The organism is Arthrobacter sp. B3I4 (genome assembly GCF_030816855.1).
Classification (GTDB): domain Bacteria; phylum Actinomycetota; class Actinomycetes; order Actinomycetales; family Micrococcaceae; genus Arthrobacter.
Genome location: NZ_JAUSYK010000001.1, coordinates 999,552 through 1,019,376 on the forward strand (window position 1 = coordinate 999,552; position 19,825 = coordinate 1,019,376).

The following is a 19,825-nucleotide window of genomic DNA, read 5'->3' on the forward strand; positions in this document are numbered from 1 at the left end:
AGTAGCCCCACAGCTACCACACGGCAACGAGTGGGGTATTTTTGATCCTGTGCTGATCTCTGACCGCGACATTCGTACCGAAATCGATTCCCAGCGGATTGTGCTGGATCCCTTCGACCCCGACATGGTTCAGCCGTCCTCGGTGGACGTGCGGATTGACCGGTACTTCCGGCTCTTCGATAACCACAAGTACGCGCACATCGACCCTGCCGAAGACCAGCCGGAGCTGACCCGCCTGGTCAAAGTCGACGCGGGGGAACCGTTCATCCTGCACCCGGGCGAGTTCGTGCTGGGCTCCACCTATGAGACTGTCACGCTGCCGGATGACATCGCAGCGCGGCTGGAGGGCAAGTCCTCGCTGGGCCGGCTGGGGTTGCTGACGCACTCAACGGCGGGCTTCATTGATCCCGGCTTTTCCGGCCACGTCACCCTTGAGCTGTCCAACATGGCCACGCTGCCGATCAAGCTTTGGCCGGGCATGAAAATCGGCCAGTTGTGCTTCTTCCGGCTGAGCTCCGCAGCCGAGCACCCGTACGGCTCGGGCGAATACGGCAATCGCTACCAGGGCCAGCGCGGGCCGACGGCCAGCCGCAGCCACCTGAACTTCCACCGGACAGACATCTAACCGGCCGGGACCCGCCTGAAGCCGGGAGACATCTAACCGGCGGGGGGACTGACGGGGAGCCAGCTAGCCGACAGGCCGGACCGGGACGGCGGAACCCCGCGCCGGGCGGCGGAACGCACGGACCATCGGTTCCACGAAGCGGGCGGCCAACGGACCCGTCACGGCCATGATCAGCACGTAGGCTGTCGCCAAGGCCGCGAGGTCGTGGGGCACCACGCCGGAAGCCACCGCCAGCCCGGCGATGACAATCGAAAACTCGCCGCGGGCGATCAGGGCCGCCCCGGCACGGAAGCGTCCGGGAACGGCGATGCCGGCACGTTTAGCCGCCCAGATACCGGTCGCCATCTTCGTCGCTGCGGTGACCACGGACAGGATCAGGGCCCAGCCGAGCACCGGCGGAATGGAGCTGGGGTCGGTATTGAGGCCGAAGACCACGAAGAAGATCGCCGCGAAAAGATCGCGCAGCGGCTCCAGGATCCGCGTTGCGCTGTGCGCTGTCGCGCCGGAGATTGCAATGCCGAGCATGAAGGCGCCCACGGCCGCGGACACCTGCATGGCGGCGGCCAGGCCCGCCACCAGCAGCGCCGCGCCCAGCAGGTTGAGCAGGAACACCTCGGAGTTTTCGCTGTGGACGGCCTTGGAGACGTGGTGTCCGTGGCGCAGCGCCACGACCAGCACCAGCGTCACGACGGCAAGGGAAATCCCCACGGTCTGCAGGCCCACGAGGAAGCTGACCCCGGCGAGCGTCGCCGTCAGGACCGGCAGATAGACGGCCATGGCCAAGTCCTCGAACACCAGGATCGACAGGATCACCGGCGTCTCACGGTTGCCGATCCGGCCCAGGTCGGTGATGACTTTCGCGGCGATGCCGGAGGAGGAAATGTAGGTGACGCCGCCCATCACCATGGCTCCCACGACCCCCCAGCCCAGGAGCAGAGCCAGGCCTGCTCCGGGCAGGAAGTTCAGCACGAGGTCAAGGACGCCCGCCTGCCAGGAGCGCCGAAGGCCGGTGACGAGCTCGGCCGCTGTATATTCCAGTCCGAGCATAAGCAGGAGCAGGATGACGCCGATCTCGCTGGAAAGATGCGCGAACTCGTGCATGCCTTCCAGCTTGACCAGGCCGCCGGCGCCGAAGAACAGGCCGCCGACGAGGTACAGCGGGATGGGTGACATGCCGATCCGCCCGGCCAGCCTGGCCAGCAGGCCAAGGCAGAACACGACGGCCCCCAGCTCGATGAGGGTCAGGGCGAGCGGATCCACGCCGCTTATCCGTTGCGCAGGATGCTGGCCGCCGTGTCTAGGCCTTCTTGTGTGCCCACGGCGACCAGGAGGTCTCCGGGATGCAGGACAACGTCCGGCCCGGGAGAAGGAAGCACTTCACCTTCGCGCATGATGGCCACGATCGAGGCGCCGCTGCGGGTCCGGATGCAGGCCTTGCCCATCGGCTGGTTGTGGAAGGGGGAGTCCGCGGCGATGGAGAACTGCCGGGTCACGATCCCGGGAACTTCCCGGTGCGCCTCCGAGAGCTGCATGGCGAGGCGCTGTCCGCCCAGAAGGTTGCCAAGGGCAGCTGCTTCGTCGGCGGTCAACGGGATGGACGCCTGGCACGTGTCCGGATCGTCCCAGGTCGAGACGATCAGCTCGGTCTGGCCCTCGCGGTATTCGACGACGCCGATCCGGCGTCCCGAGGCGGTCATGAAGTCCTTGCGCCGGCCCAGGCCGGGAAGGTCTGTCTCATCCACGTTCATGGCTCCAGCCTAGTGCGCTCCCGGAGCTTTCCGCGATGATCAGGCCCCCGGCACCACGGCAATTTCTGCTTTGCCCGGCGCCCTGACCGGCAGCATCACCAACAGCCCGGCGAGCAGGACAACCATGATCCCCAGGATGCCCCAGCGCTGCGCCTCACCAGGGGCAACGAGGGGGGTGGCGACGGTGATGCACAAGGTGAAGAGCGCAGGTGCCAGGAAGCTGACGGCCCGGCCGGTGGTGGCGTAAAGGCCGAACAGTTCGCCGGATTCGCCGTGCGGAGCGAGCCGGGCAAGGTAGGCGCGCGACGAGGACTGGGCCGGCCCGACGAAGAGGCACAGGAACAGCCCAAAGACCCAGAACGTCGTGCTGCCAGCCCATTGCATGCCGAAGAAGGAATACGTTCCGTTGCCCAGGACGAGGAGGGCGGTGCCTGCGGCGAGCAGGCCGAGCAGCGAGCCGATGATGACCGTCTTGGGCCCGGCCCGGTCGTCCAGGAACCCGCCGGCCAGGGCACCCACTGCAGCGACGACGTTGCCGAAGATCGCGAAGAAGATGACCTGCTTCAGTTCGAACCCGAATGTTCCGGCGGCGATGACTCCGCCGAAAGTGAAGACGGCGGCCAGGCCATCACGGAAGATGGCGCTGGCCAACAGGAAGTAAATGGTGTGCGGACTGGTCCGGTAAATGGCGCGGACGCGGCGCGCCAGCAGGCCGTAGGAGGCGAAGAACCCCAAAGCGGCCTGCTTGGCCTTCGGCACTTCCGGCACGGCGAACATCACCGGGAGCGCGAAGACCGCGAGCCAGAGGGCGGAGAACACGGCGACGAGCCGGATGTTCAGGCTCTCCTCGGTAGAGGCGCCGAACCAGTCGATGCTTGGCTGAACGAAAAGCTGCAGGACAATCAGCAGCGCCACGATGCCCCCGAGGTAACCCGAAGCCCAGCCAAACCCGCTGATCTTGCCGATGTTCGCGGGAGTCGAGACCTGGGCCAGCATGGCGTTGTAATTGACGCCGGCGAATTCGAAGAACACATTGCCCAGCGCGATCAGGGTCACGCCGAGGAGGAGGAATTCAGGCCGCGGGAAAACGAAGAAGCAAAGACCAGTGAGCAGCGCAACCGCGCCGGTGTTCACCCCAAGCCAGAGCTTGCGGCGGCCGCCGGTGTCCGAGCGCTGGCCGGTAACCGGGGCCAGCAACGCGATGGCCGCCCCGGCGACGGCCAGGGCGGAACCCAACACCGCAGAGGCTTCGTCCTCCCCGCCGAAGGCCTTTGAGGTCAGATACACGGTGAAGACAAAGGTGGTCATGACCGCGTTGAAGGCAGCGGATCCCCAGTCCCAGGCAGCCCAGGCAACGACCTTGCCCTTCCCGATCGCGCGGCTTCCAGACTCTAGTTCCGAGGCGGGAGCGGCACCGGGGGCAGTGGCGGAGTTCATAGCCTGATGGTATCTGCCTGCCGCGGGCGGCCCGCGGCGAAACGTCGGGAAAGAATTTGTACACGCTTGGTAAACTTGTCGGACTGAACCTAACGAATGCCCCGCCTGCTCCAACTTTTGACAATCGAACGCCTGACGTTGCGGAGACACCAGTGATCACAGTCCTTGCCGTGCACTTCGCGGTGGCTGCCGTGGCGCCGTTTCTTTTCCGCCGATTCGGCAGGAGCGCTTTCTATGCGCTGGCGCTGGTCCCTGCGGGATCGTTCCTGTGGCTCCTCGCGCAGCACGACGCCGTCTACTCCTCACGGTCTACCCCCGAGGTGGTCCTTCCCTGGATTCCGGACCTCGGTCTGGGGCTGGCCTTCCGAATGGACGCCCTGGCCTGGATCATGTCCCTGCTGATCCTGGGAGTGGGAGCCCTCGTTCTGGTCTATTGCGCCCGGTATTTCAAGAACAAGGACAGTTACCTTGGCGGCTTCGGCGCCCAGCTGCTGGCCTTTGCCGGCGCGATGTTCGGTCTGGTCACGGCCGACGACCTGCTTTTGATGTTCATTTTCTGGGAACTCACCACGGTGCTGTCCTATCTGCTGATCGGCTATGCCCGCACCAGGTTGTCCGCCCGCCGCTCCGCCCTGCAGGCCCTCATTGTGACCACCGCCGGCGGCCTGGCGATGCTGGTCGGACTCATCATGCTCGGTTCCGCGGCGGGGACGTACCGCATCTCGACGATTCTGCAGCTGGCGCCGGAGCTGGTGACCGGGCCCGCCGCGGCCGCGGTGGCGGCCGCCGTCGTCCTTGTTCTGGTCGGTGCGATCACCAAGTCCGCCCTGGTGCCGTTCCATTTCTGGCTTCCCGGAGCGATGGCCGCGCCGACGCCGGTGAGTGCCTACCTGCACGCGGCCGCCATGGTCAAAGCCGGCATCTATCTGGTGGCCAGGCTGGCGCCCGGCTTTGCGGAGACGGCCTTCTGGCTCCCGGTGGTGCTGGGACTGGGGCTGGCCACCATGCTGGTGGGCGGCTACCGCGCGCTCCGCCAGACCGACATTAAGCTCATCCTCGCCTACGGCACCGTGAGCCAGCTCGGTTTCCTGACCATGGTGGTGGGGCTCGGCAAACCTGACGCGGCGCTCGCCGGCCTCGCCCTGCTGCTGGGCCACGGATTGTTCAAGGCCACGCTGTTCCTGGTGGTCGGGATCATCGACCACCAGGCGGGGACCCGGGACATCCGAAAACTTTCCGGGGTGTACCGGTCCTCGCGGGCACTCGCGGTGGTCGCCGCCATCGGCGCGGCATCGATGGCGGGCGTGCCGCCGCTGGCAGGCTTCGTAGCCAAGGAATCAGTCTTCGAGGCCTTCGTACACCACGCCGGTGCAGGCACCGGCGTCTGGGGGCAGGTCATCCTGCTGGGCGTGGTCCTGGGCTCCATCCTGACCTTTGCCTACAGCGCCCGGTTCCTGTGGGGGGCGTTCGCGGTCAAGCCGGGCGTGGCGGCCACCCCCTTCAAAGCCGTCAAGCCTTCCTTCCTGGCCGCGCCAGCCGTGCTCAGCCTGCTGACCGTTCTCTACGGTCTCTGGCCGGCGCCGGTCGACGGTTGGATCCAGCCCTACGCGGCGTTGTTCTCCGGCAACGGTGCCGCCGAAGGGCCGTCCGACGCCGGACACTTGGCGCTCTGGCACGGTCTCACCCCGGCGCTGGGCCTGACGGTAGTAACCTTCGCCTTGGGACTGGCGATGTTCTACGGCCGCAACGCGGTCTCCCGCGCCCAGGCGCTGGTGCCCGGCTGGATCGACGGTGACCGGACCTACCAGCTCACTATCGGTGCTCTCGACGACGCCGCCGTCTGGGTGACCGGCCGCACGCAGCGCGGCTCGCTGTACTTTTATCTGGCCGTCATTCTCACCGTTGCCTTTGCGCTGCCACTGACGATCATGCTGATGGCCGGCAAACCGCTGCCCGACGACCTGTACTTCGTTGACCCCGGGTCGCCGTTGCAGCTCGTGGTCGGCGCCGGCATCGTGATCGGTGCCCTTGCCGCAGTACGGGCCAACAAACGCTTCCTTGCCGTGCTGATGGTCTCGGTCACGGGCTACGGCATTGCACTCATGTTCGCCCTTCAAGGGGCCCCGGACCTCGCCCTGACCCAAATGCTGGTGGAGACCATCATCCTGGTGGCCTTTGTTCTGGCGATGCGGAGCCTTCCGGCCGAACTCCGCGACCGCACCGGCGGCAAATACCGCGTCGTCCGGGTGATTATCGGCGCCGCCTTCGGCCTGACCATGATCTTCGTCGCCATCTTCACCCTGGGCGCACGGGTGGCGACGCCGGTTTCGCTCGAGTTCCCGCGGCTGGCCTACGAGGGCGGCGGCGGGCTGAACGTGGTCAACGTGACCCTGGTGGACATCAGGGCCTGGGATACTTTCGGCGAGATTTCCGTGCTGGCGCTTGCGGCCACCGGGGTTGCCAGCCTCATTTTCGTCCGCGGCCGAGGTGACGGAATCCTGCGGTCCGCAACCATCGCCGAGGGAACCGTCGGGCGCCGGAAGGCGGCTCCAGCCCACACCCGGGACAACGCGGCCCTGGCCCTGAGCCGGCGGTTTGCGGCCTCGACACGTGATGCGTGGCTTGTGGCCGGGCGGACGCTGGCACCGGAACGCCGGTCAATCATTTTTGAAGTCGTTACCCGGCTGATCTTCCACTCGATGATTGTTTTCTCCGTCTACCTGCTGCTCGCCGGCCACAACCTCCCGGGCGGCGGCTTCGCCGGCGGGCTCATGGCCGGGCTCGCGCTCACCATCCGCTACCTCGCCGGCGGCCGCTTCGAACTGCGCGAAGCGACCCCGATCAGTGCCGGCGCACTGCTGGGGACCGGCCTGGCGACCGCCGCCGCCTCAGGGGTGGCTCCGTTGCTGCTGGGCGGCCAAGTCTTCCAGAGCGCAATCATCGAAGTCTGGCTGCCGGTCTTCGGTGACATCAAGTTCGTTACCTCCACCATCTTTGACATCGGCGTGTACATCGTCGTCGTCGGTCTGGTCCTCGACGTGCTGCGCAGCCTCGGCGCGGAAATCGACGAACACTTCGAAATGCAGGCGGCTGACGAATCGCCCAACCAGGCCGGAGCCCCGGCCGGAACCAGCGCCAGGGGGAGAGCATGAGCGTCAACCTGACCCTGCTGACGGTAATGGGCGCGCTGTACGCCTGCGGCATCTACCTGCTCCTGGAACGCAGCCTCACCCGGGTCCTGCTCGGCCTGATGCTGCTGGCCAATGCGACCAACCTGCTGATTCTTGCCACCGGCGGCTACGCGGGCCTGGCCCCCTTCTATACCAAGGACACAGCCGCCGGCGACTACAGCGACCCGCTGCCGCAGGCGCTGATCCTGACCTCGATCGTGATTTCCTTCGCCGTCACCGCTTTCATGCTCGGCATCATCTACCGCACCTGGGTGCTGGCGCGGCAGGACGACATCCAGGACGACGCGGAAGACCGCCGCGTCGCTGAGACCCCCAGCTTCGACGCCGAGGACGACGCCGTCATCCCGGTGGAGACCTCGGAGTTCCCGCTCGTGGACGGCGGAACCGACGCCCCGGAAACCGTCCAGGTCGGCGGACGCCTGATGCCGGCGGCGGACGCCGCCGCCGAGGAACAGCACGGCTCCCGCAACGCCACCCTCAACCAGGAAAGAGGGTCCAAGTGAACATCGCAAGCTTTGCCCCGCTCGCCGTTGTCCTCCCCATCCTGGGTGCCGCCCTGACCTTCCTGTTGATCCGGAATCCCCGGGCGCAGCGGAGCGTGAGTATTGCGCTGCTCTCCCTGACCCTGATGCTGGAATGCTGGCTCCTGGCCTCCGTGTGGGAGGGCGGCACGGCAGCGGTGAGCATCGGCGGCTGGCTCCCGCCCTGGGGCATCGTGATGGTGGTGGACCAGTTCTCCTCGCTGATGCTCGTGGTGTCCTCCACGGTCAGCCTGGCCGTGCTGGTGTACGCCACCGGCCAGGGCATGGCCGACGGCGACCGGGACGCCCCGGTGTCGATCTTCCACCCCACCTACCTGATCCTGGTGGCCGGGGTGTCCAACGCTTTCCTCTCCGGCGATCTCTTCAACCTCTACGTGGGCTTCGAAATCCTGCTGACCGCCAGCTACGTGCTGATGACCCTCGGCGGGACAGGGCCCCGGATCCGCGCGGGCGTGACCTACGTGGTGGTCTCCGTGGTGTCTTCGGTGCTCTTCCTGATCGCCATCGCGATGGTCTACGGCGCCACCGGAACCATCAACATGGCGGACCTGGCCATCAAACTCGGTGGCCTGGACCAGGGCACCCGGGACCTGCTGCACGTGATGCTGCTGGTGGCCTTCGGCATCAAGGCCGCCGTCTTCCCGCTGAGTTTCTGGCTGCCTGACTCCTATCCGACGGCGCCGGCACCGGTCACGGCCGTGTTCGCCGGCCTGCTCACCAAGGTCGGCGTCTATGCGATGGTCCGCACCGAGACGCTGCTCTTCCCGGGGGACACGTTCAACACCCCGCTGATGGTCGCGGCGCTGCTAACCATGGTGGTGGGCATTCTCGGTGCGCTGGCGCAAAGCGACATCAAGCGGTTGCTCTCCTTTACTCTCGTCAGCCACATCGGCTACATGGTCTTCGGCCTGGCGATGTCATCCGTGGCCGGGCTGGGCGCTGCAGTGTTTTACGTGGCCCACCACATCACCATCCAGACCAGCCTGTTCCTGGTCACCGGGCTGATCGAACGCCGCGCCGGAAGCTCCTCGGTGGACCGGGTCGCAGGGCTGGCCAAGCTCTCACCGGTGCTGGCCGTGCTGTTCTTCGTGCCGGCCATGAATCTGGCCGGCATACCCCCGTTCTCCGGCTTCCTCGGCAAGCTGGGCCTGCTGCAGGCCGGGGTTGCCCTCGGCACCCCGCTGGCGTACGCCCTGGTGGCCGGCGGCGTGCTGACAAGCCTGCTCACGCTGCTGGCCGTCGCCAGGGTCTGGAACCGTGCCTTCTGGCGGAAGCCCGAGGATGCCGAGTCTCCGGATCCCGTGCTTCTCGCAGCTCCCGGCAACACAAGCACCGGTGAGCGTGCCGGCCAACAGAACGTCACCCTGCTGCCGCGGACGATGGTGGGCTCGACGCTTGGCCTGGTGCTGGCCGGGGTGGCCCTGACCGTCTTTGCCGGGCCACTTTTCCGGGTCTCCGGGCAGTCGGCCGAGGAAATGCTGAACCGCTCGTCCTATATCCAGGCCGTGCTCGGTGACGAGGCGTCGGTCCCAGCGATCGCCCAGCCGCTGCGGCAGGAGGGGTCGAAATGACGGGGAAGCGGATTTCGCTGCGCCAGGAACTCCCGCTGCTGGTCTGGCTCGTGATCGTCTGGGGAGCGCTCTGGCAGGACTTCAGCGCCGGCAACCTGCTCTTCGGGGCCTTGATCGCAGTGCTGGTGGCCCGAATGTTTTACTTGCCGCCGGTAGAGCTGGGCGGCCGCTTCAACGTGCTGCGCGCCGTGACGTTCGCTGTCGGATTCCTGGCCAAAGTGGTGGCTGCCAGCTTCCAGGTCCTGTCCCTGGCCGTGCTCCGCGGGCCCCGGGTGATCAGCGCCGTCGTCGCCGTCCCGCTTCGGAGCCACTCCGACCTGCTGGTGACCGCAACCGGCCACGTCATCTCCCTGATCCCAGGCTCCCTGGTGGTGGAGGTGGACCGGACCACCTCCACGCTCTACATCCACGGCATCAACGTCCGCGACGCCGTCGACGCGGCCAAACTCCGCAAGGAGGTCCGCGACGCCGAGGCCGGGTTGATCCGGATCATGGGCACCCGGGCCGAAGTCGCCGCGCTAAACCGGGAGGTGGGCGCATGATGCCGTTTGTCCTGGCCGTCACCGCCGTCGTGCTGTCCCTCGCAGCCGGGGGCGCGATCATCCGCATCGCGCGGGGGCCTTCGCTGCTGGACCGGGTGCTGGCGGCCGATGTCCTGCTGGCCATCCTCGGCGCCGCGCTATGCATTGACATGGCCGTGAACCGGCACCTGAACAACCTGATGCTGCTGGTCGCCATTTCCATCATCGGCTTTGTCGGGTCCGTGACTGTGGCCCGCTTTGTCGCCGACCGGAGGAAGCAGCCCAATGAATTCTGAGACGTTTTCCGCCGACGCCGTGATCGACGCCGTCTCGGCAGTGTTCATGGTGCTCGGCGCGCTGATGTCCCTCGGCGCGGCGATCGGCCTGCTGCGGTTCCCGGACCTGATGAGCCGGATGCACGCCGCCACGAAGCCCCAGGTGCTGGGACTGTTTCTGCTGCTGTCCGCGGTGGGGCTGCAGATGCGCACCTGGTGGGTGTGGCCGGTGCTCGTGGTGGCGTGGATCTTCCAGCTGCTGACGGTGCCGGTCTCGGCCCATATGGTGGGCCGGGCCGGTTACCGCACCAAACACCTGCATCCGGAACTGCTGAGCGCCGACGAGCTCGAAGCTGTCGTGCAGCAGGCGGCCGGGGAGCGCGGGTTCACCGGCGACGCGGAGTAAGTCCGGTACGGGGAGCCTAGGCAACCACCGAACAGGCGCGGCAGAATGGCTCCATGACCGAAGCCGCGGCGACACCAAGCTGGCAGACCGACCCGGTCACCCCGGACCGTTTCGAGGACTTCGCCGACGTCATCAACCCCAGCCGGCGGGTGACCCACTGTTGGTGCCTCTCGCACCGTCTCCGCGTCAAGGACATCGAGGAGCTCGGCGGCGGCCGGGAACAGGCCATGCGCCGGCTGTGCGAGCGTGAGAATCCGCCAGGGGTGCTCACCTACCGCGACGGTGAGCCTGTCGGGTGGTGCAGCGTGGGTCCTCGATCCGAGATCCCGCGTCTGCAGGCCTCGAAGCTCTTCCGGCCCGTGGACGGTGTCCCGGTCTGGAGCATCATCTGCGTGGTCGTGCGCAGCGGCCACCGCAAGCAGGGCGTCACGGGACACCTCATTCAGGGAGCCGTCGCCTATGCAGCGTCGCGCGGGGCGCCGGCGATCGAGGCGTACCCTGTGGATCCGGCGGGACGGATGGACCTCACCATGGCCTTCGTCGGCACCCGCTCAATGTTCGAGAAGGCCGCATTCCGGGTGATCGGGACCACCGATGCGGTCGCAAGCGGGATGCCCCGGCTCATCATGCGCCGGGATCTGAGTGCCTGAGCGGAGTGGCTAAACCAGGTCCTGGGTCTTGGCGAAGCGGGTGATAGCGCGCTGGGTGCCACGGTTGGCGAGGACCTGGATGATGGCACTGACCGAGGCCGAGATCAGCGCGAAGGTGAGGGCCTGGCGCAGCGTAGTGGGTACGTCGTCGTCGTGTCCCTTGGGGGGCTTGTTGCCCGTGGTCTTCTCCCAGACGGTGTCGACGAGTTTGGTGCCGGCAAAACCGGCGACCAGGCTGATGCCGGTGCCGAGCAGCTTGATGACGATGTTCATGGTTCGTACTCCTTGCGGGAGGAAACAGGGCTGCCCCTAGCCTAGCGTCAACGCCGGGTCGGCCTGCCCGGGCCGCGGGCCACGGCGTGTGGCCCCCCGAGGGGATCGATTCCGTACCGGTGGGGCCCGCCGGGTGTAGACTGAGCCAGCCCACAAGGGCGAATTACATACGACAGGGGAGCGCCGCCGTCGGGCATCACTGGAGCAGTCCAGGGGACCGTAGGTGGGCGCTGAGAGTGCGGACAGCCGCAGACCCTCGAACCTGATCCGGTTAGTACCGGCGCAAGGGAGTCGAGTTCTCAGGATGCCCGGCATCCGTGGCGGAGGCCACGCACGCCGGAGCACCCTCCCCTCCTGTACCTCAGGAGGACGACATGACTGACATTTCTGCAAAGCAGACCCTGACCACACGGAAGTACAGCTGGCGCGTGGTCGACATCGTGCTGGCGGCCCTGATCGCCGTCGCCGGCGGGGTGATCTTCTGGGCCTGGTCCCAGGGCTCCAACCTCATCTCGGTTCCGCTCAACGCGGTGTACCCGCCGCTGACCGGGCTCTACGCGGGCGGCTGGATGATCCCGGCGGTGCTGGGCATGCTCGTGGTCCGCAAGCCGGGCGCGGCCTTGTTCTGCGAGGCCGTCGCCGCTACCGGTGAGCTGATCATGGGCTCACAGTACGGAACCACCGTGCTGATCTCCGGCGTCCTGCAGGGCCTCGGCGCTGAGCTCGTCTTCGCGGCCTTCCTCTACCGGAAGTTCAACCTCCCGGTGTCCCTGCTGGCCGGCGCCGGGGCGGGCCTGTTCTGCGGCTTGAACGACTCCTTCCTGCCGTGGGGCTGGAACATCGCGTACGAAGCCGGCGATAAGGCCGCCTACATCGTCTTCTGCGCCGTCTCGGGTGCTGTGATCGCCGGCGGGCTGTCCTGGCTGGCCACCCGCGGCCTGGCCAGGACCGGGGTGCTCTTTTCGTTCGCGTCCCGCAAAGCGGCCTCGGAACCCGTGTTCTCCTGATGTTTTCCTGTCCATGACATCGTTCAACGACGTCCGCCCGGCCGGGGTGACCGCCCGCGGCTGGGGCTGGCGGCATGCCGGCCGGTCCCGGCCCGCCGTCCGCGGATTGGATCTGGACATTCGCCCGGGCGAGCGGGTGCTGCTGCTGGGGCCCTCCGGCTCCGGCAAATCCACGCTGCTGCACGCCCTCGCCGGGGTGCTCGGGGATCCCTCCGCCGACGGCTCCGCCGCAGACCCAGGGGACTCGGATGAGACCGGGAGCCTGCTGATCGACGGGGCCGCGCCGCGGGCGGCGCGCGGCCGGGCCGGCCTCGTGCAGCAGGACCCGGAAACCCAGGTCGTGCTGTCCCGCGTCGGCGACGACGTCGCGTTCGGGGCGGAAAACCTCGCCGTGTCCCCTGACGCTATCTGGCGCCGCGTGGCCGAAGCGCTCGACGACGTCGGGCTGGGCGGGCTTCCGCTGCAGCACCCGACATCGGCGCTGTCCGGCGGCCAAAAGCAGCGACTCGCGCTCGCCGGAATCCTGGCGATGCGGCCGGGGCTGCTGCTATTGGACGAACCAACAGCGAACCTCGACCCGGCCGGCGTCCTGGAGGTCCGCGACGCCGTCGGACGCAGCCTGGACAGGACCGGCGCCACGCTGGTGGTGGTGGAGCACCGGGTGGCCGTCTGGAAAGACCTTGTGGACCGGATCGTGGTGCTGCAGCCCGGATCCGCCGCGGCCTCCGCGGTGTTGCTCGACGGTCCGCCGGACTCGGTGCTGGAGCAGGCGCGGGAGATGCTCATCGGTGCCGGCGTCTGGGTGCCCGGCCATGTGCCGGCCACCCGCCTGCGGGGCGGGACAGTCGGCGCTGCCGCGACGGGCGGCGCTGGGACGGGAGGCGCGCCCGACGGCGGGGCCGGGACGGACGGTGCGCCCGGCGGTGGGACTGGCCGGTTGCTGATGGCGGCGGAGGAACTGGCTGTGTCCCGCGAACGGCGCCGCCGCGGCGGCCTGCTCAAGCGGTTCGCCCCCATCCCGCCTCTGCCGGTGCAAACGGGAATCACGGCGCAGGTCCGGGCCGGGCAGGCACTCACCGTCACCGGCCCGAACGGTTCCGGAAAGTCCACCTTCGCCCTGACCCTGGCCGGGCTGCTCGCGCCCGTGGGCGGGAAGGTGTCCGCGACGACCCACCTGAGCGCCGGCGCGGGCATCGACCCGTACCGGTGGAAAGCCCAGCAGCTGATTTCCCGGATCGGGACGGTATTCCAGGAACCGGAGCACCAGTTCGTCACCGGTCGGGTTCTGGACGAACTAAGGTTCGGTCCCCGCCAGCTGGGCCGCGGCGAGGACAGGCTGGATGAACTGTTGGAGCGGCTGCGGCTCCGCGAGCTCGTGGACGCCAACCCGTACACACTGTCCGGCGGCGAAAAAAGACGGCTCTCGGTGGCCACCGTGCTCGCCGCGCACCCGCAGGTGCTGGTGCTGGACGAACCCACCTTTGGCCAGGACGCCAACACCTGGGCCGAGCTGGCGTCCTTCCTCTCTGAGCTTCTGGACGCTGGCACCGCCGTGGTCTCGGTGACCCACGACGCGGAGTTCAGTGAGGTTCTGGGCGGCACCGAACTCAGGCTCGGGGCGCCGCAGCACTCCTCCGCCCAAGTGCTGCCCGGTTCCGCGGACCCGGAGGTGGCTGCGCCGTGAGGGAGGCCCTGACCCTGCGGGGAAACCGCGCCCTGCTGACCCGCGCCAACCCGCTGGCCAAATTCTGCGGCGTCGTGCTGATTACCGTAGCCCTGGCTCTGTCCATCGACTGGGTCTCCGCGTCGGTGGCGCTCGCCTTTGAATTCCTGCTGTTCCCGCTGGCCGGCCTGACGCTGGCACTGCTCTGGCAGCGCGGCTGGCCACTTCTCCTCGCGGCGGCGGTGGGCGGCTGGAGCACCGCGATCCTGGCCCCCGACCACGGGCGGATACTGCTGGACGTAGGACTCTGGTCCATCAGCGAGGGTTCGCTCCAGCTGGGGCTGGGTTTCCTGCTGCGCGGCCTCGCGATTGCCTTGCCGGCAGTGTTGCTGATGAGCTGCACGGACCCGACCGACCTCGCCGACGCCCTTGCCCAGCAGGTGAAACTGCCGCACCGGTTCGTGCTGGGCACTCTTGCGGCGATGCGGCTGGTGGGACTCCTGGCTGAGGAATGGCAGACCATCGGAATGGCAAGGCGCGCCCGCGGGGTGGGGTCGCACGGAAATCCGGTGCAGCGGCTGAAGGCGATGCTCGGCCAGAGCTTTGGGCTGCTGGTCCAGGCCGTCCGCCGCGCCTCCCGGCTGGCCGTGACGATGGAGGCGCGGGGTTTCGGCGACACGGAACGGACTTGGGCACGGAAAGCAACCTTCAGCAGTCTGGACCCATGGGTGGTTCTGGGCGGACTGGTCATCGCCGGTGCTGCAGTGATTGCCGCGGTCGCCGCTGGAACGTGGAATATGGTCTTCCTCGGGCAGCAGTAGCAGCTACGGCCAGGCAGCCGGAATCCGTACATGGGCTCAAAAATATCGCATCAGCTGAATATTCCTGTGACCTTCACTGCACTGTTGCGGCAATAGGCTGTCCCCGTAGCTCGTTTGTGCTATATATTGCCTATGACTCCCCCCACTGCTGAACACCTGGGCGCCGTGCTCCGGGACGCCCGCGGCGAGAAGGGCTGGACCCAAGGACAGCTCGCCGCCGAACTCGGAACCAGCCAGAGCGCCATCGCAAGAATGGAGCAGGGCAAACAAAACCTGAGCCTGAAAATGATCCAACGGCTTGAAACAATTTTCGACCGCACCATAGTCAAGGTCGGGCGGCCGCAGATGACGCACCTGCGGGTCGAGGGCGGCCGCACGCTCTCGGGCGCCGTGGACGTCAACAGCAGCAAGAACGCCGGGGTCGCACTGCTCTGCGCCAGCCTGATCAACCGGGGCACCACCGTACTGCGGAGGCTGGCCCGGATCGAAGAAGTCAACCGTATCGTCGAGGTGCTCACCAGTATCGGCGTCGAATGCACCTGGTTGAACGCCACCGACCTGCAGATCCGCCGGCCGGCCGTGCTGGACCTGGAATCGATGGACATTGAGGCCGCCCGCCGTACCCGCAGCGTCATTATGCTGCTTGGCCCGCTGCTCGACGAGTCCAGCGAATACCGGCTGCCCTACGCCGGCGGGTGTGACCTGGGCACCCGCACCGTGGAGCCACACATGCAGGCTCTTCGGCAGTTCGGCCTCAGCGTGGAGGCGACCTCCGGCTTCTACACCGTGCAGGCGCCGGCCGCGGATGACCACGACCGGTCCTTCGTGCTGAGCGAGCGCGGCGACACCGTCACGGAGAATGCGATCATGGCGGCAGCGCACCGCCGGGGTAGCACCATCATCCGCAACGCCAGCCCGAACTACATGGTCCAGGACCTCTGCTTCTACCTGCAGATGCTGGGCGTGCAGATCGATGGCGTGGGGACCACGACATTGAAGATCGTCGGGCGCCCGGTTGTCGCCGCCGACGTTGAGTACTTCCCGTCCGAGGACCCGATCGAGGCGATGAGCCTGATCACGGCCGGCATCGTAACCAACTCCGAGGTCACGGTCCGCCGGGTCCCGATCGAGTTCATGGAGATCGAGCTGGCGACGCTGGAGCAGATGGGCCAGCAACTGGAGGTGTCCGCGGAGTACGTAGCCCGCAACGGCCGGACCCGGCTCGTGGACGTCACCACCAAGCCCTCGGAGCTGCGTGCCCCGGAGGACAAAATCCACCCGATGCCCTTCCCCGGCCTGAATATCGACAACCTGCCGTTTTTTGCCGTCATTGCCGCCAACGCCCAGGGCCAGACCATGATCCACGACTGGGTTTACGAGAACCGGGCCATCTACCTGACCGAACTGAACAAACTCGGCGCCCAGGTCCAGCTGCTGGACCCGCACCGGATCTACGTCAACGGGCCCACCAAGTGGCGGGCCGCTGAGGTCGGTTGCCCGCCGGCCCTGCGCCCGGCCGCCTGCCTGCTGCTGGCCATGCTGGCCGCGCGGGGAGTGTCCGAGCTGCGCAACATCTACGTGATCGAGCGCGGCTACGAGGACCTGGCCGAGCGGCTGAACACCATCGGCGCGAAGATCGAGTACTTCCAGGACTGATCCCCGCCAGGCTGCTTGCTGAGTAACGCCCCGGATACCACATGCGGGGTAGCGCGCGGGGGCGCTTCCGGGCGGACAATGGTTGCATGCGCACCTTCGGCGTCGAGGAGGAACTGCTTATCGTCGATCCCGCCACCGGGGTCCCGGCGGCGCTCGCCGACACTGTGCTGCGCGGGCTCAGCCCCCGGGGCGCTGCCGCAGGGCCCAAAACCGGCCGGCTCCCCGGCGATGCTGCCTTCGGCTTAGAGCTGAAGCTGGAGCAGATCGAGGCGCGGACGGCTCCTGTCCTCAACCACGACGCCCTTCTGTGCCAGATCCGGCAGGCCCGGGTTCTTGTGGACCAGGCGGCCCGGCAGCAGGGCGCGCGGGCGGCTGCCCTGGCCACCTCGCCCCTGGCCTGCACCACGCACACAACGCACAGCCCGCGGTACGCCACCATGCAACGGCGGTTCGGCCTCACTGTGACGGAGCAGCTGACCTGCGGGCTACACGTCCATACCTTCATCGCATCTCCGGAGGAGGGCGTGGCCGTCCTGGACCGCATCCGGGACAAGCTGGCGGTGCTAATCGCGCTCAGTGCCAATTCGCCTTTTTGGAACGGCGGCGAAACAGGCTTTGAAAGTTACCGGACGCAGGCGTGGAACCGCTGGCCGGCGGCCGGTCCGGCAATGATCTTCGGCAGCGTCCCCGTGTACCGGGGCGTGGTGGCGCGGCTGCTGGAAAGCGGGGTGCTCTTTGACGAGGGCATGGTCTACTTCGATGCCAGGCTGGCCCGCCACCACCCCACCGTGGAAGTCCGCGTCGCCGACGTCTGCCTGCGCGCCGAGGACGCTGCCCTGATCGCCGTCCTAGTGCGCGCTCTCGTGGAGTCCGCCAGCCGCGAGTGGCGCGATGGCGTGGACCCCGCCCCGGTGCCGACGGTTCTGCTGCGGATGGCGGCCTGGCAGGCCAGCAACTTCGGATTGCGCAGTGAACTGCTGGACTTCGGCAGTTTCCGCCCCGCCCCCGCAGGTGAGGTTGTGCATGCGCTCGTGGATTTCCTGGCCCCGGTTCTTGCTGAACAGGGCGAACTGGAGCTGGTCCGCAGCGGCGTGGACCGAGTTCTGTCGGACGGAACGGGTTCGCAGGTGCAGCGTCAGGCACTCTGCGCTGCCGGGTTGAAAACCCGGAACGGCCAGGCCGGGCTGGCCGACGTCGTCGCCCACGCTGTTGAGGTCACCACCCGAGCGGGTTAGAGCCGCTGCTCAGGGATGTTTCCGCCTCCTGACAAGGAGAAAGACGCCGGTCAGCAGCGCAACAGCGCCTGCTGCGGCGGCGATCGTCCTTGGTTGCAACTCCAGGATGGCGGGCTGGGGGTCTTGTGTCTTTCCGGCGCCGTCTGCGCCGCCCGCTGCCGGTGCCGGCGTGGTTTTTGTACCTGCCTTGAACACCGCCGGCTCCACTCCCATCACGATCCTGTCGCCCGGCTTGGCACTCTTGAGCAGGCGGGTCACCGTGCTGAGGCCGGAGGAGATGCAGCCCAGGGTGGGGGAATTGCCCGCGTGAAGGAAGATGGCGAAGGAAGCACCCTGAACCGTGGGCATGTCCGGTTCGCGGTTCCAATTAATGACCGCGGCCTGTTCGTAGTCACCCTCCCGCATATAGAACCAAAGATTTTCGTCCGCGTCGCCGCCCTCGCCCTCGAAGTACTGGTTGTACGTCGGGCCCCGCTCCCCGCCCCAGCGGGAATTGCGGTTAAGGGTGTGATACTTCAGTGCGGTCCCGGGATTCGCCCTGCCAAACGCCTCGGTGAAGGTAAACGAGCCAGTAGGCGAGTAGAGGGTGTCCTGCCACATTTTGCCCGGCGGTGCGAAACCAGCCCGGCCCGCAAACCCCGACGTCTGCCACTCCTGGACGTACCCGCCGTCGGCGTGGACGCAGCCGGTAATGAGGACCTCTATGTCGCCGTAGGCTTTCGCCGTGGCAAAGGTCACCCGGTCCGCTCCGTGCGTGGGGAACTGCACTTCGCCGGCGGTCAATCGTTCGCATGGGTTGGACACCGTCGCCGGGCGGGGTGCCGCCGAGAGCGGAGCTGCCGAAAGACCCAGTGCCACGGGGATGGCCATAAGGACTGCCACCAGAGGGCGTAGTTGCACTACCGGGAACCTCGCTGGGCGTCAGGGCCGGCAGTCGTCGGCACTTGATCAGACGCTGTTCTCTCCTCAAGCCCCGCGGTGGTGAGGGTTTCGGTGGCTTCACCGGGACGTGCGGGCAGATCCGCGGGCGCCCGGTTGTCAAGGACCCGCTTCCGCGCCCGGCCGGCGCCGTTAGACACCACGCGTTCCAGAGGGCCTTGCTTGCCTGCTGTCACGTTCCTCCAGATGACGGCGAAGAGTGCCGCGGCGACCGTATGAACTGCCAGGCACACCCCCGGCCGGTCCAGGAGGAAACCCGTGGAAAGGGCAACAAGGTGCGCTGAGTAGAGGGTGAGTGTCATGCCGCCCATGGCAGCCAGCGGCATGTAGGCCGATGCCGACTTCCCGGCGAGGATCAGCATGATGCCCAGGGTTGCCGCAGCGATACCGATGGTGTTGAAAAGTTCCAGCGGAGTGGCGGAGTACGGGGACAGGATCGCCAGCCACCACCACGACGTCGTGGGCAGCGTCGGATCGGGTCCCCAGATCTGGATGTCGCTGAGCCCTGTGGCGTTCAGCCACGGGGTGGCCTGAAGCAGGGCGGTCCTCCCGCCGAAGGGCCCCAGCAGGGCTTCCGAGAGCAGCCATGAGCCGACGGCGAGTCCCACGCCCCAGAGGGCCACTTTGACCTGGACCGCGTGGGAACGCAGGTCCAGTCTGCCCAGGGCAAGGCCCGCGCAGATGTAAGCCATCCACGGAATAGCCGGATAGGTTCCGTCCACGAGCAGCGTTGAGATGGTCGCGGTTGGCTCGGTGACAAGGGAGCCGAACGTTGGATCGTAGTCGCCTAGGCCGGGCAGATGGTCGCGTACCGATTGCATGAAAATGGGCCCGAGCACGGCAAAACCGAGCGCCGCCAAGGCGAGGAAGCGCGGACCGCGGCCCAGCAGGGGAATCGCCATCAGGAACATGGTGCCGTAATACGCCAGGATGATCGCTGCCGGCGGGTTAAGAACGGCGAGCAGCAGGCCGATCGACATAATGATGAGGGCACGGACCGCCAGTGCCCATTTCGCCGCCGTCAAGGCCCGGCCCGTCAGGGGTGTCCTCCCGCCGGAGGTGAAGGTGAGCGAGACCCCGGCGAGCAAGGCGAAGAGACCCGCCGATACACCGGAGAAAAGCGTCCACGACAACGTGGGAGCGTAGTTCTCGTCGTAGCCAGGCAGGATGTGGATGGCCATCATGCCGATCAGGGCGAGTCCCCTGGCGACGTCGACGCCGATGAGGCGTTGCTTTGGAGCTGAGGTCATGGCCGTCCTTTGGGT

At 67.3% G+C, this 19,825-nt stretch carries 19 protein-coding genes and 1 riboswitch; of the genes, 13 read left to right on the forward strand and 6 right to left on the reverse strand.

Going from position 1 to position 19,825, the window contains the following annotated elements:
• Positions 1–49: 49 nt before the first annotated feature.
• Positions 50–625 (forward strand): dCTP deaminase, encoded by a 576-nt coding sequence (dcd, locus tag QFZ61_RS04705; RefSeq protein ID WP_307033759.1) that lies wholly within the window; start codon positions 50–52, stop codon positions 623–625.
• Positions 626–688: 63 nt separating this feature from the next.
• On the opposite strand, the gene QFZ61_RS04710 is transcribed toward dcd, so the two are convergent.
• From QFZ61_RS04710 to QFZ61_RS04720, 3 genes are read right to left on the reverse strand one after another with little or no spacing between them, the layout of a single operon-like run.
• Positions 689–1,885: a cation:proton antiporter gene (locus QFZ61_RS04710; protein WP_307033761.1), complete on the reverse strand. Its 1,197-nt coding sequence runs from the start codon at positions 1,883–1,885 to the stop codon at positions 689–691.
• A gap of 5 nt (positions 1,886–1,890) precedes the next feature.
• Positions 1,891–2,373 (reverse strand): cation:proton antiporter regulatory subunit, encoded by a 483-nt coding sequence (locus QFZ61_RS04715; RefSeq protein WP_307033763.1) that lies wholly within the window; start codon positions 2,371–2,373, stop codon positions 1,891–1,893.
• Positions 2,374–2,412: 39 nt separating this feature from the next.
• Positions 2,413–3,810, reverse strand: coding sequence for an MFS transporter (locus QFZ61_RS04720; RefSeq protein WP_307033764.1), 1,398 nt, complete (start codon positions 3,808–3,810; stop codon positions 2,413–2,415).
• A 152-nt stretch (positions 3,811–3,962) separates the two neighbouring features.
• Between QFZ61_RS04720 and QFZ61_RS04725 the strand changes: the two genes are divergently transcribed.
• The 7 genes from QFZ61_RS04725 to QFZ61_RS04755 are packed head-to-tail and all read left to right on the forward strand — an operon-like array spanning position 3,963 to position 10,966.
• The gene (locus tag QFZ61_RS04725) at positions 3,963–6,962 is read left to right on the forward strand and encodes a Na+/H+ antiporter subunit A (RefSeq protein ID WP_307033766.1); all 3,000 of its coding nucleotides are present in this window, start codon (positions 3,963–3,965) and stop codon (positions 6,960–6,962) included.
• Positions 6,959–7,504 (forward strand): Na(+)/H(+) antiporter subunit C, encoded by a 546-nt coding sequence (locus QFZ61_RS04730; protein ID WP_307033768.1) that lies wholly within the window; start codon positions 6,959–6,961, stop codon positions 7,502–7,504. Before QFZ61_RS04725 ends, QFZ61_RS04730 begins: the two co-directional genes overlap by 4 nt.
• Positions 7,501–9,114 carry a Na+/H+ antiporter subunit D gene (locus tag QFZ61_RS04735; RefSeq protein ID WP_307033770.1) on the forward strand — a complete coding sequence of 538 codons (1,614 nt, stop codon included), beginning with the start codon at positions 7,501–7,503 and terminating at the stop codon, positions 9,112–9,114. The genes QFZ61_RS04730 and QFZ61_RS04735 overlap by 4 nt, the downstream gene beginning before the upstream one ends.
• On the forward strand, positions 9,111–9,656 hold the full coding sequence (locus QFZ61_RS04740) for a Na+/H+ antiporter subunit E (protein ID WP_307033772.1): 546 nt from the start codon (positions 9,111–9,113) through the stop codon (positions 9,654–9,656). Before QFZ61_RS04735 ends, QFZ61_RS04740 begins: the two co-directional genes overlap by 4 nt.
• Entirely contained in the window at positions 9,653–9,931 is a 279-nt protein-coding gene (locus tag QFZ61_RS04745; protein ID WP_307033774.1) for a monovalent cation/H+ antiporter complex subunit F, read from the forward strand. Before QFZ61_RS04740 ends, QFZ61_RS04745 begins: the two co-directional genes overlap by 4 nt.
• Positions 9,921–10,316, forward strand: a complete 396-nt coding sequence (gene mnhG / locus QFZ61_RS04750; RefSeq protein WP_307033776.1) for a monovalent cation/H(+) antiporter subunit G — start codon at positions 9,921–9,923, stop codon at positions 10,314–10,316. Before QFZ61_RS04745 ends, mnhG begins: the two co-directional genes overlap by 11 nt.
• A gap of 53 nt (positions 10,317–10,369) precedes the next feature.
• Positions 10,370–10,966 (forward strand): GNAT family N-acetyltransferase, encoded by a 597-nt coding sequence (locus tag QFZ61_RS04755; protein ID WP_307033778.1) that lies wholly within the window; start codon positions 10,370–10,372, stop codon positions 10,964–10,966.
• A gap of 9 nt (positions 10,967–10,975) precedes the next feature.
• On the opposite strand, the gene QFZ61_RS04760 is transcribed toward QFZ61_RS04755, so the two are convergent.
• A complete protein-coding gene (locus QFZ61_RS04760; protein ID WP_307033780.1) occupies positions 10,976–11,239 on the reverse strand; it encodes a DUF4235 domain-containing protein in 264 nt (87 codons plus the stop codon).
• Between the two features lie 164 nt (positions 11,240–11,403).
• A riboswitch (TPP riboswitch) is annotated at positions 11,404–11,546 on the forward strand.
• Between the two features lie 67 nt (positions 11,547–11,613).
• Here QFZ61_RS04760 and QFZ61_RS04765 point away from each other — a divergent pair.
• From QFZ61_RS04765 to QFZ61_RS04785, 5 genes are all read left to right on the forward strand, one after another.
• The gene (locus tag QFZ61_RS04765) at positions 11,614–12,246 is read left to right on the forward strand and encodes an ECF transporter S component (RefSeq protein WP_307033782.1); all 633 of its coding nucleotides are present in this window, start codon (positions 11,614–11,616) and stop codon (positions 12,244–12,246) included.
• A 13-nt stretch (positions 12,247–12,259) separates the two neighbouring features.
• A complete protein-coding gene (locus tag QFZ61_RS04770; protein WP_307033784.1) occupies positions 12,260–13,930 on the forward strand; it encodes an ABC transporter ATP-binding protein in 1,671 nt (556 codons plus the stop codon).
• On the forward strand, positions 13,927–14,730 hold the full coding sequence (locus tag QFZ61_RS04775) for an energy-coupling factor transporter transmembrane protein EcfT (protein ID WP_307033786.1): 804 nt from the start codon (positions 13,927–13,929) through the stop codon (positions 14,728–14,730). Before QFZ61_RS04770 ends, QFZ61_RS04775 begins: the two co-directional genes overlap by 4 nt.
• 132 nt (positions 14,731–14,862) lie before the next feature.
• Positions 14,863–16,386, forward strand: coding sequence for a UDP-N-acetylglucosamine 1-carboxyvinyltransferase (locus QFZ61_RS04780; RefSeq protein ID WP_307033788.1), 1,524 nt, complete (start codon positions 14,863–14,865; stop codon positions 16,384–16,386).
• Between the two features lie 86 nt (positions 16,387–16,472).
• A complete protein-coding gene (locus QFZ61_RS04785) occupies positions 16,473–17,621 on the forward strand; it encodes a glutamate--cysteine ligase (RefSeq protein ID WP_307033791.1) in 1,149 nt (382 codons plus the stop codon).
• 9 nt (positions 17,622–17,630) lie between these two features.
• On the opposite strand, the gene QFZ61_RS04790 is transcribed toward QFZ61_RS04785, so the two are convergent.
• Both QFZ61_RS04790 and QFZ61_RS04795 read right to left on the reverse strand, forming a co-directional pair.
• Positions 17,631–18,521, reverse strand: coding sequence for a hypothetical protein (locus tag QFZ61_RS04790; RefSeq protein WP_307033793.1), 891 nt, complete (start codon positions 18,519–18,521; stop codon positions 17,631–17,633).
• Entirely contained in the window at positions 18,521–19,810 is a 1,290-nt protein-coding gene (locus QFZ61_RS04795) for a heparan-alpha-glucosaminide N-acetyltransferase domain-containing protein (RefSeq protein ID WP_307033794.1), read from the reverse strand. The genes QFZ61_RS04790 and QFZ61_RS04795 overlap by 1 nt, the downstream gene beginning before the upstream one ends.
• Between the last annotated feature and the right edge of the window lie 15 nt (positions 19,811–19,825).

Bases quoted from the DNA above. Each gene is read 5' to 3' on its own strand.
- QFZ61_RS04765 (WP_307033782.1), top strand. From the start codon at position 11,614: ATGACTGACATTTCTGCAAAGCAGACCCTGACCACACGGAAGTACAGC.
- QFZ61_RS04785 (WP_307033791.1), top strand. From the start codon at position 16,473: ATGCGCACCTTCGGCGTCGAGGAGGAACTGCTTATCGTCGATCCCGCC.
- QFZ61_RS04745 (WP_307033774.1), top strand. From the start codon at position 9,653: ATGATGCCGTTTGTCCTGGCCGTCACCGCCGTCGTGCTGTCCCTCGCA.
- mnhG (WP_307033776.1), top strand. From the start codon at position 9,921: ATGAATTCTGAGACGTTTTCCGCCGACGCCGTGATCGACGCCGTCTCG.
- QFZ61_RS04770 (WP_307033784.1), top strand. From the start codon at position 12,260: ATGACATCGTTCAACGACGTCCGCCCGGCCGGGGTGACCGCCCGCGGC.
- QFZ61_RS04760 (WP_307033780.1), bottom strand. From the start codon at position 11,239: ATGAACATCGTCATCAAGCTGCTCGGCACCGGCATCAGCCTGGTCGCC.
- QFZ61_RS04740 (WP_307033772.1), top strand. From the start codon at position 9,111: ATGACGGGGAAGCGGATTTCGCTGCGCCAGGAACTCCCGCTGCTGGTC.
- QFZ61_RS04755 (WP_307033778.1), top strand. From the start codon at position 10,370: ATGACCGAAGCCGCGGCGACACCAAGCTGGCAGACCGACCCGGTCACC.
- QFZ61_RS04780 (WP_307033788.1), top strand. From the start codon at position 14,863: ATGACTCCCCCCACTGCTGAACACCTGGGCGCCGTGCTCCGGGACGCC.
- QFZ61_RS04715 (WP_307033763.1), bottom strand. From the start codon at position 2,373: ATGAACGTGGATGAGACAGACCTTCCCGGCCTGGGCCGGCGCAAGGAC.
- QFZ61_RS04720 (WP_307033764.1), bottom strand. From the start codon at position 3,810: ATGAACTCCGCCACTGCCCCCGGTGCCGCTCCCGCCTCGGAACTAGAG.
- QFZ61_RS04795 (WP_307033794.1), bottom strand. From the start codon at position 19,810: ATGACCTCAGCTCCAAAGCAACGCCTCATCGGCGTCGACGTCGCCAGG.
- QFZ61_RS04730 (WP_307033768.1), top strand. From the start codon at position 6,959: ATGAGCGTCAACCTGACCCTGCTGACGGTAATGGGCGCGCTGTACGCC.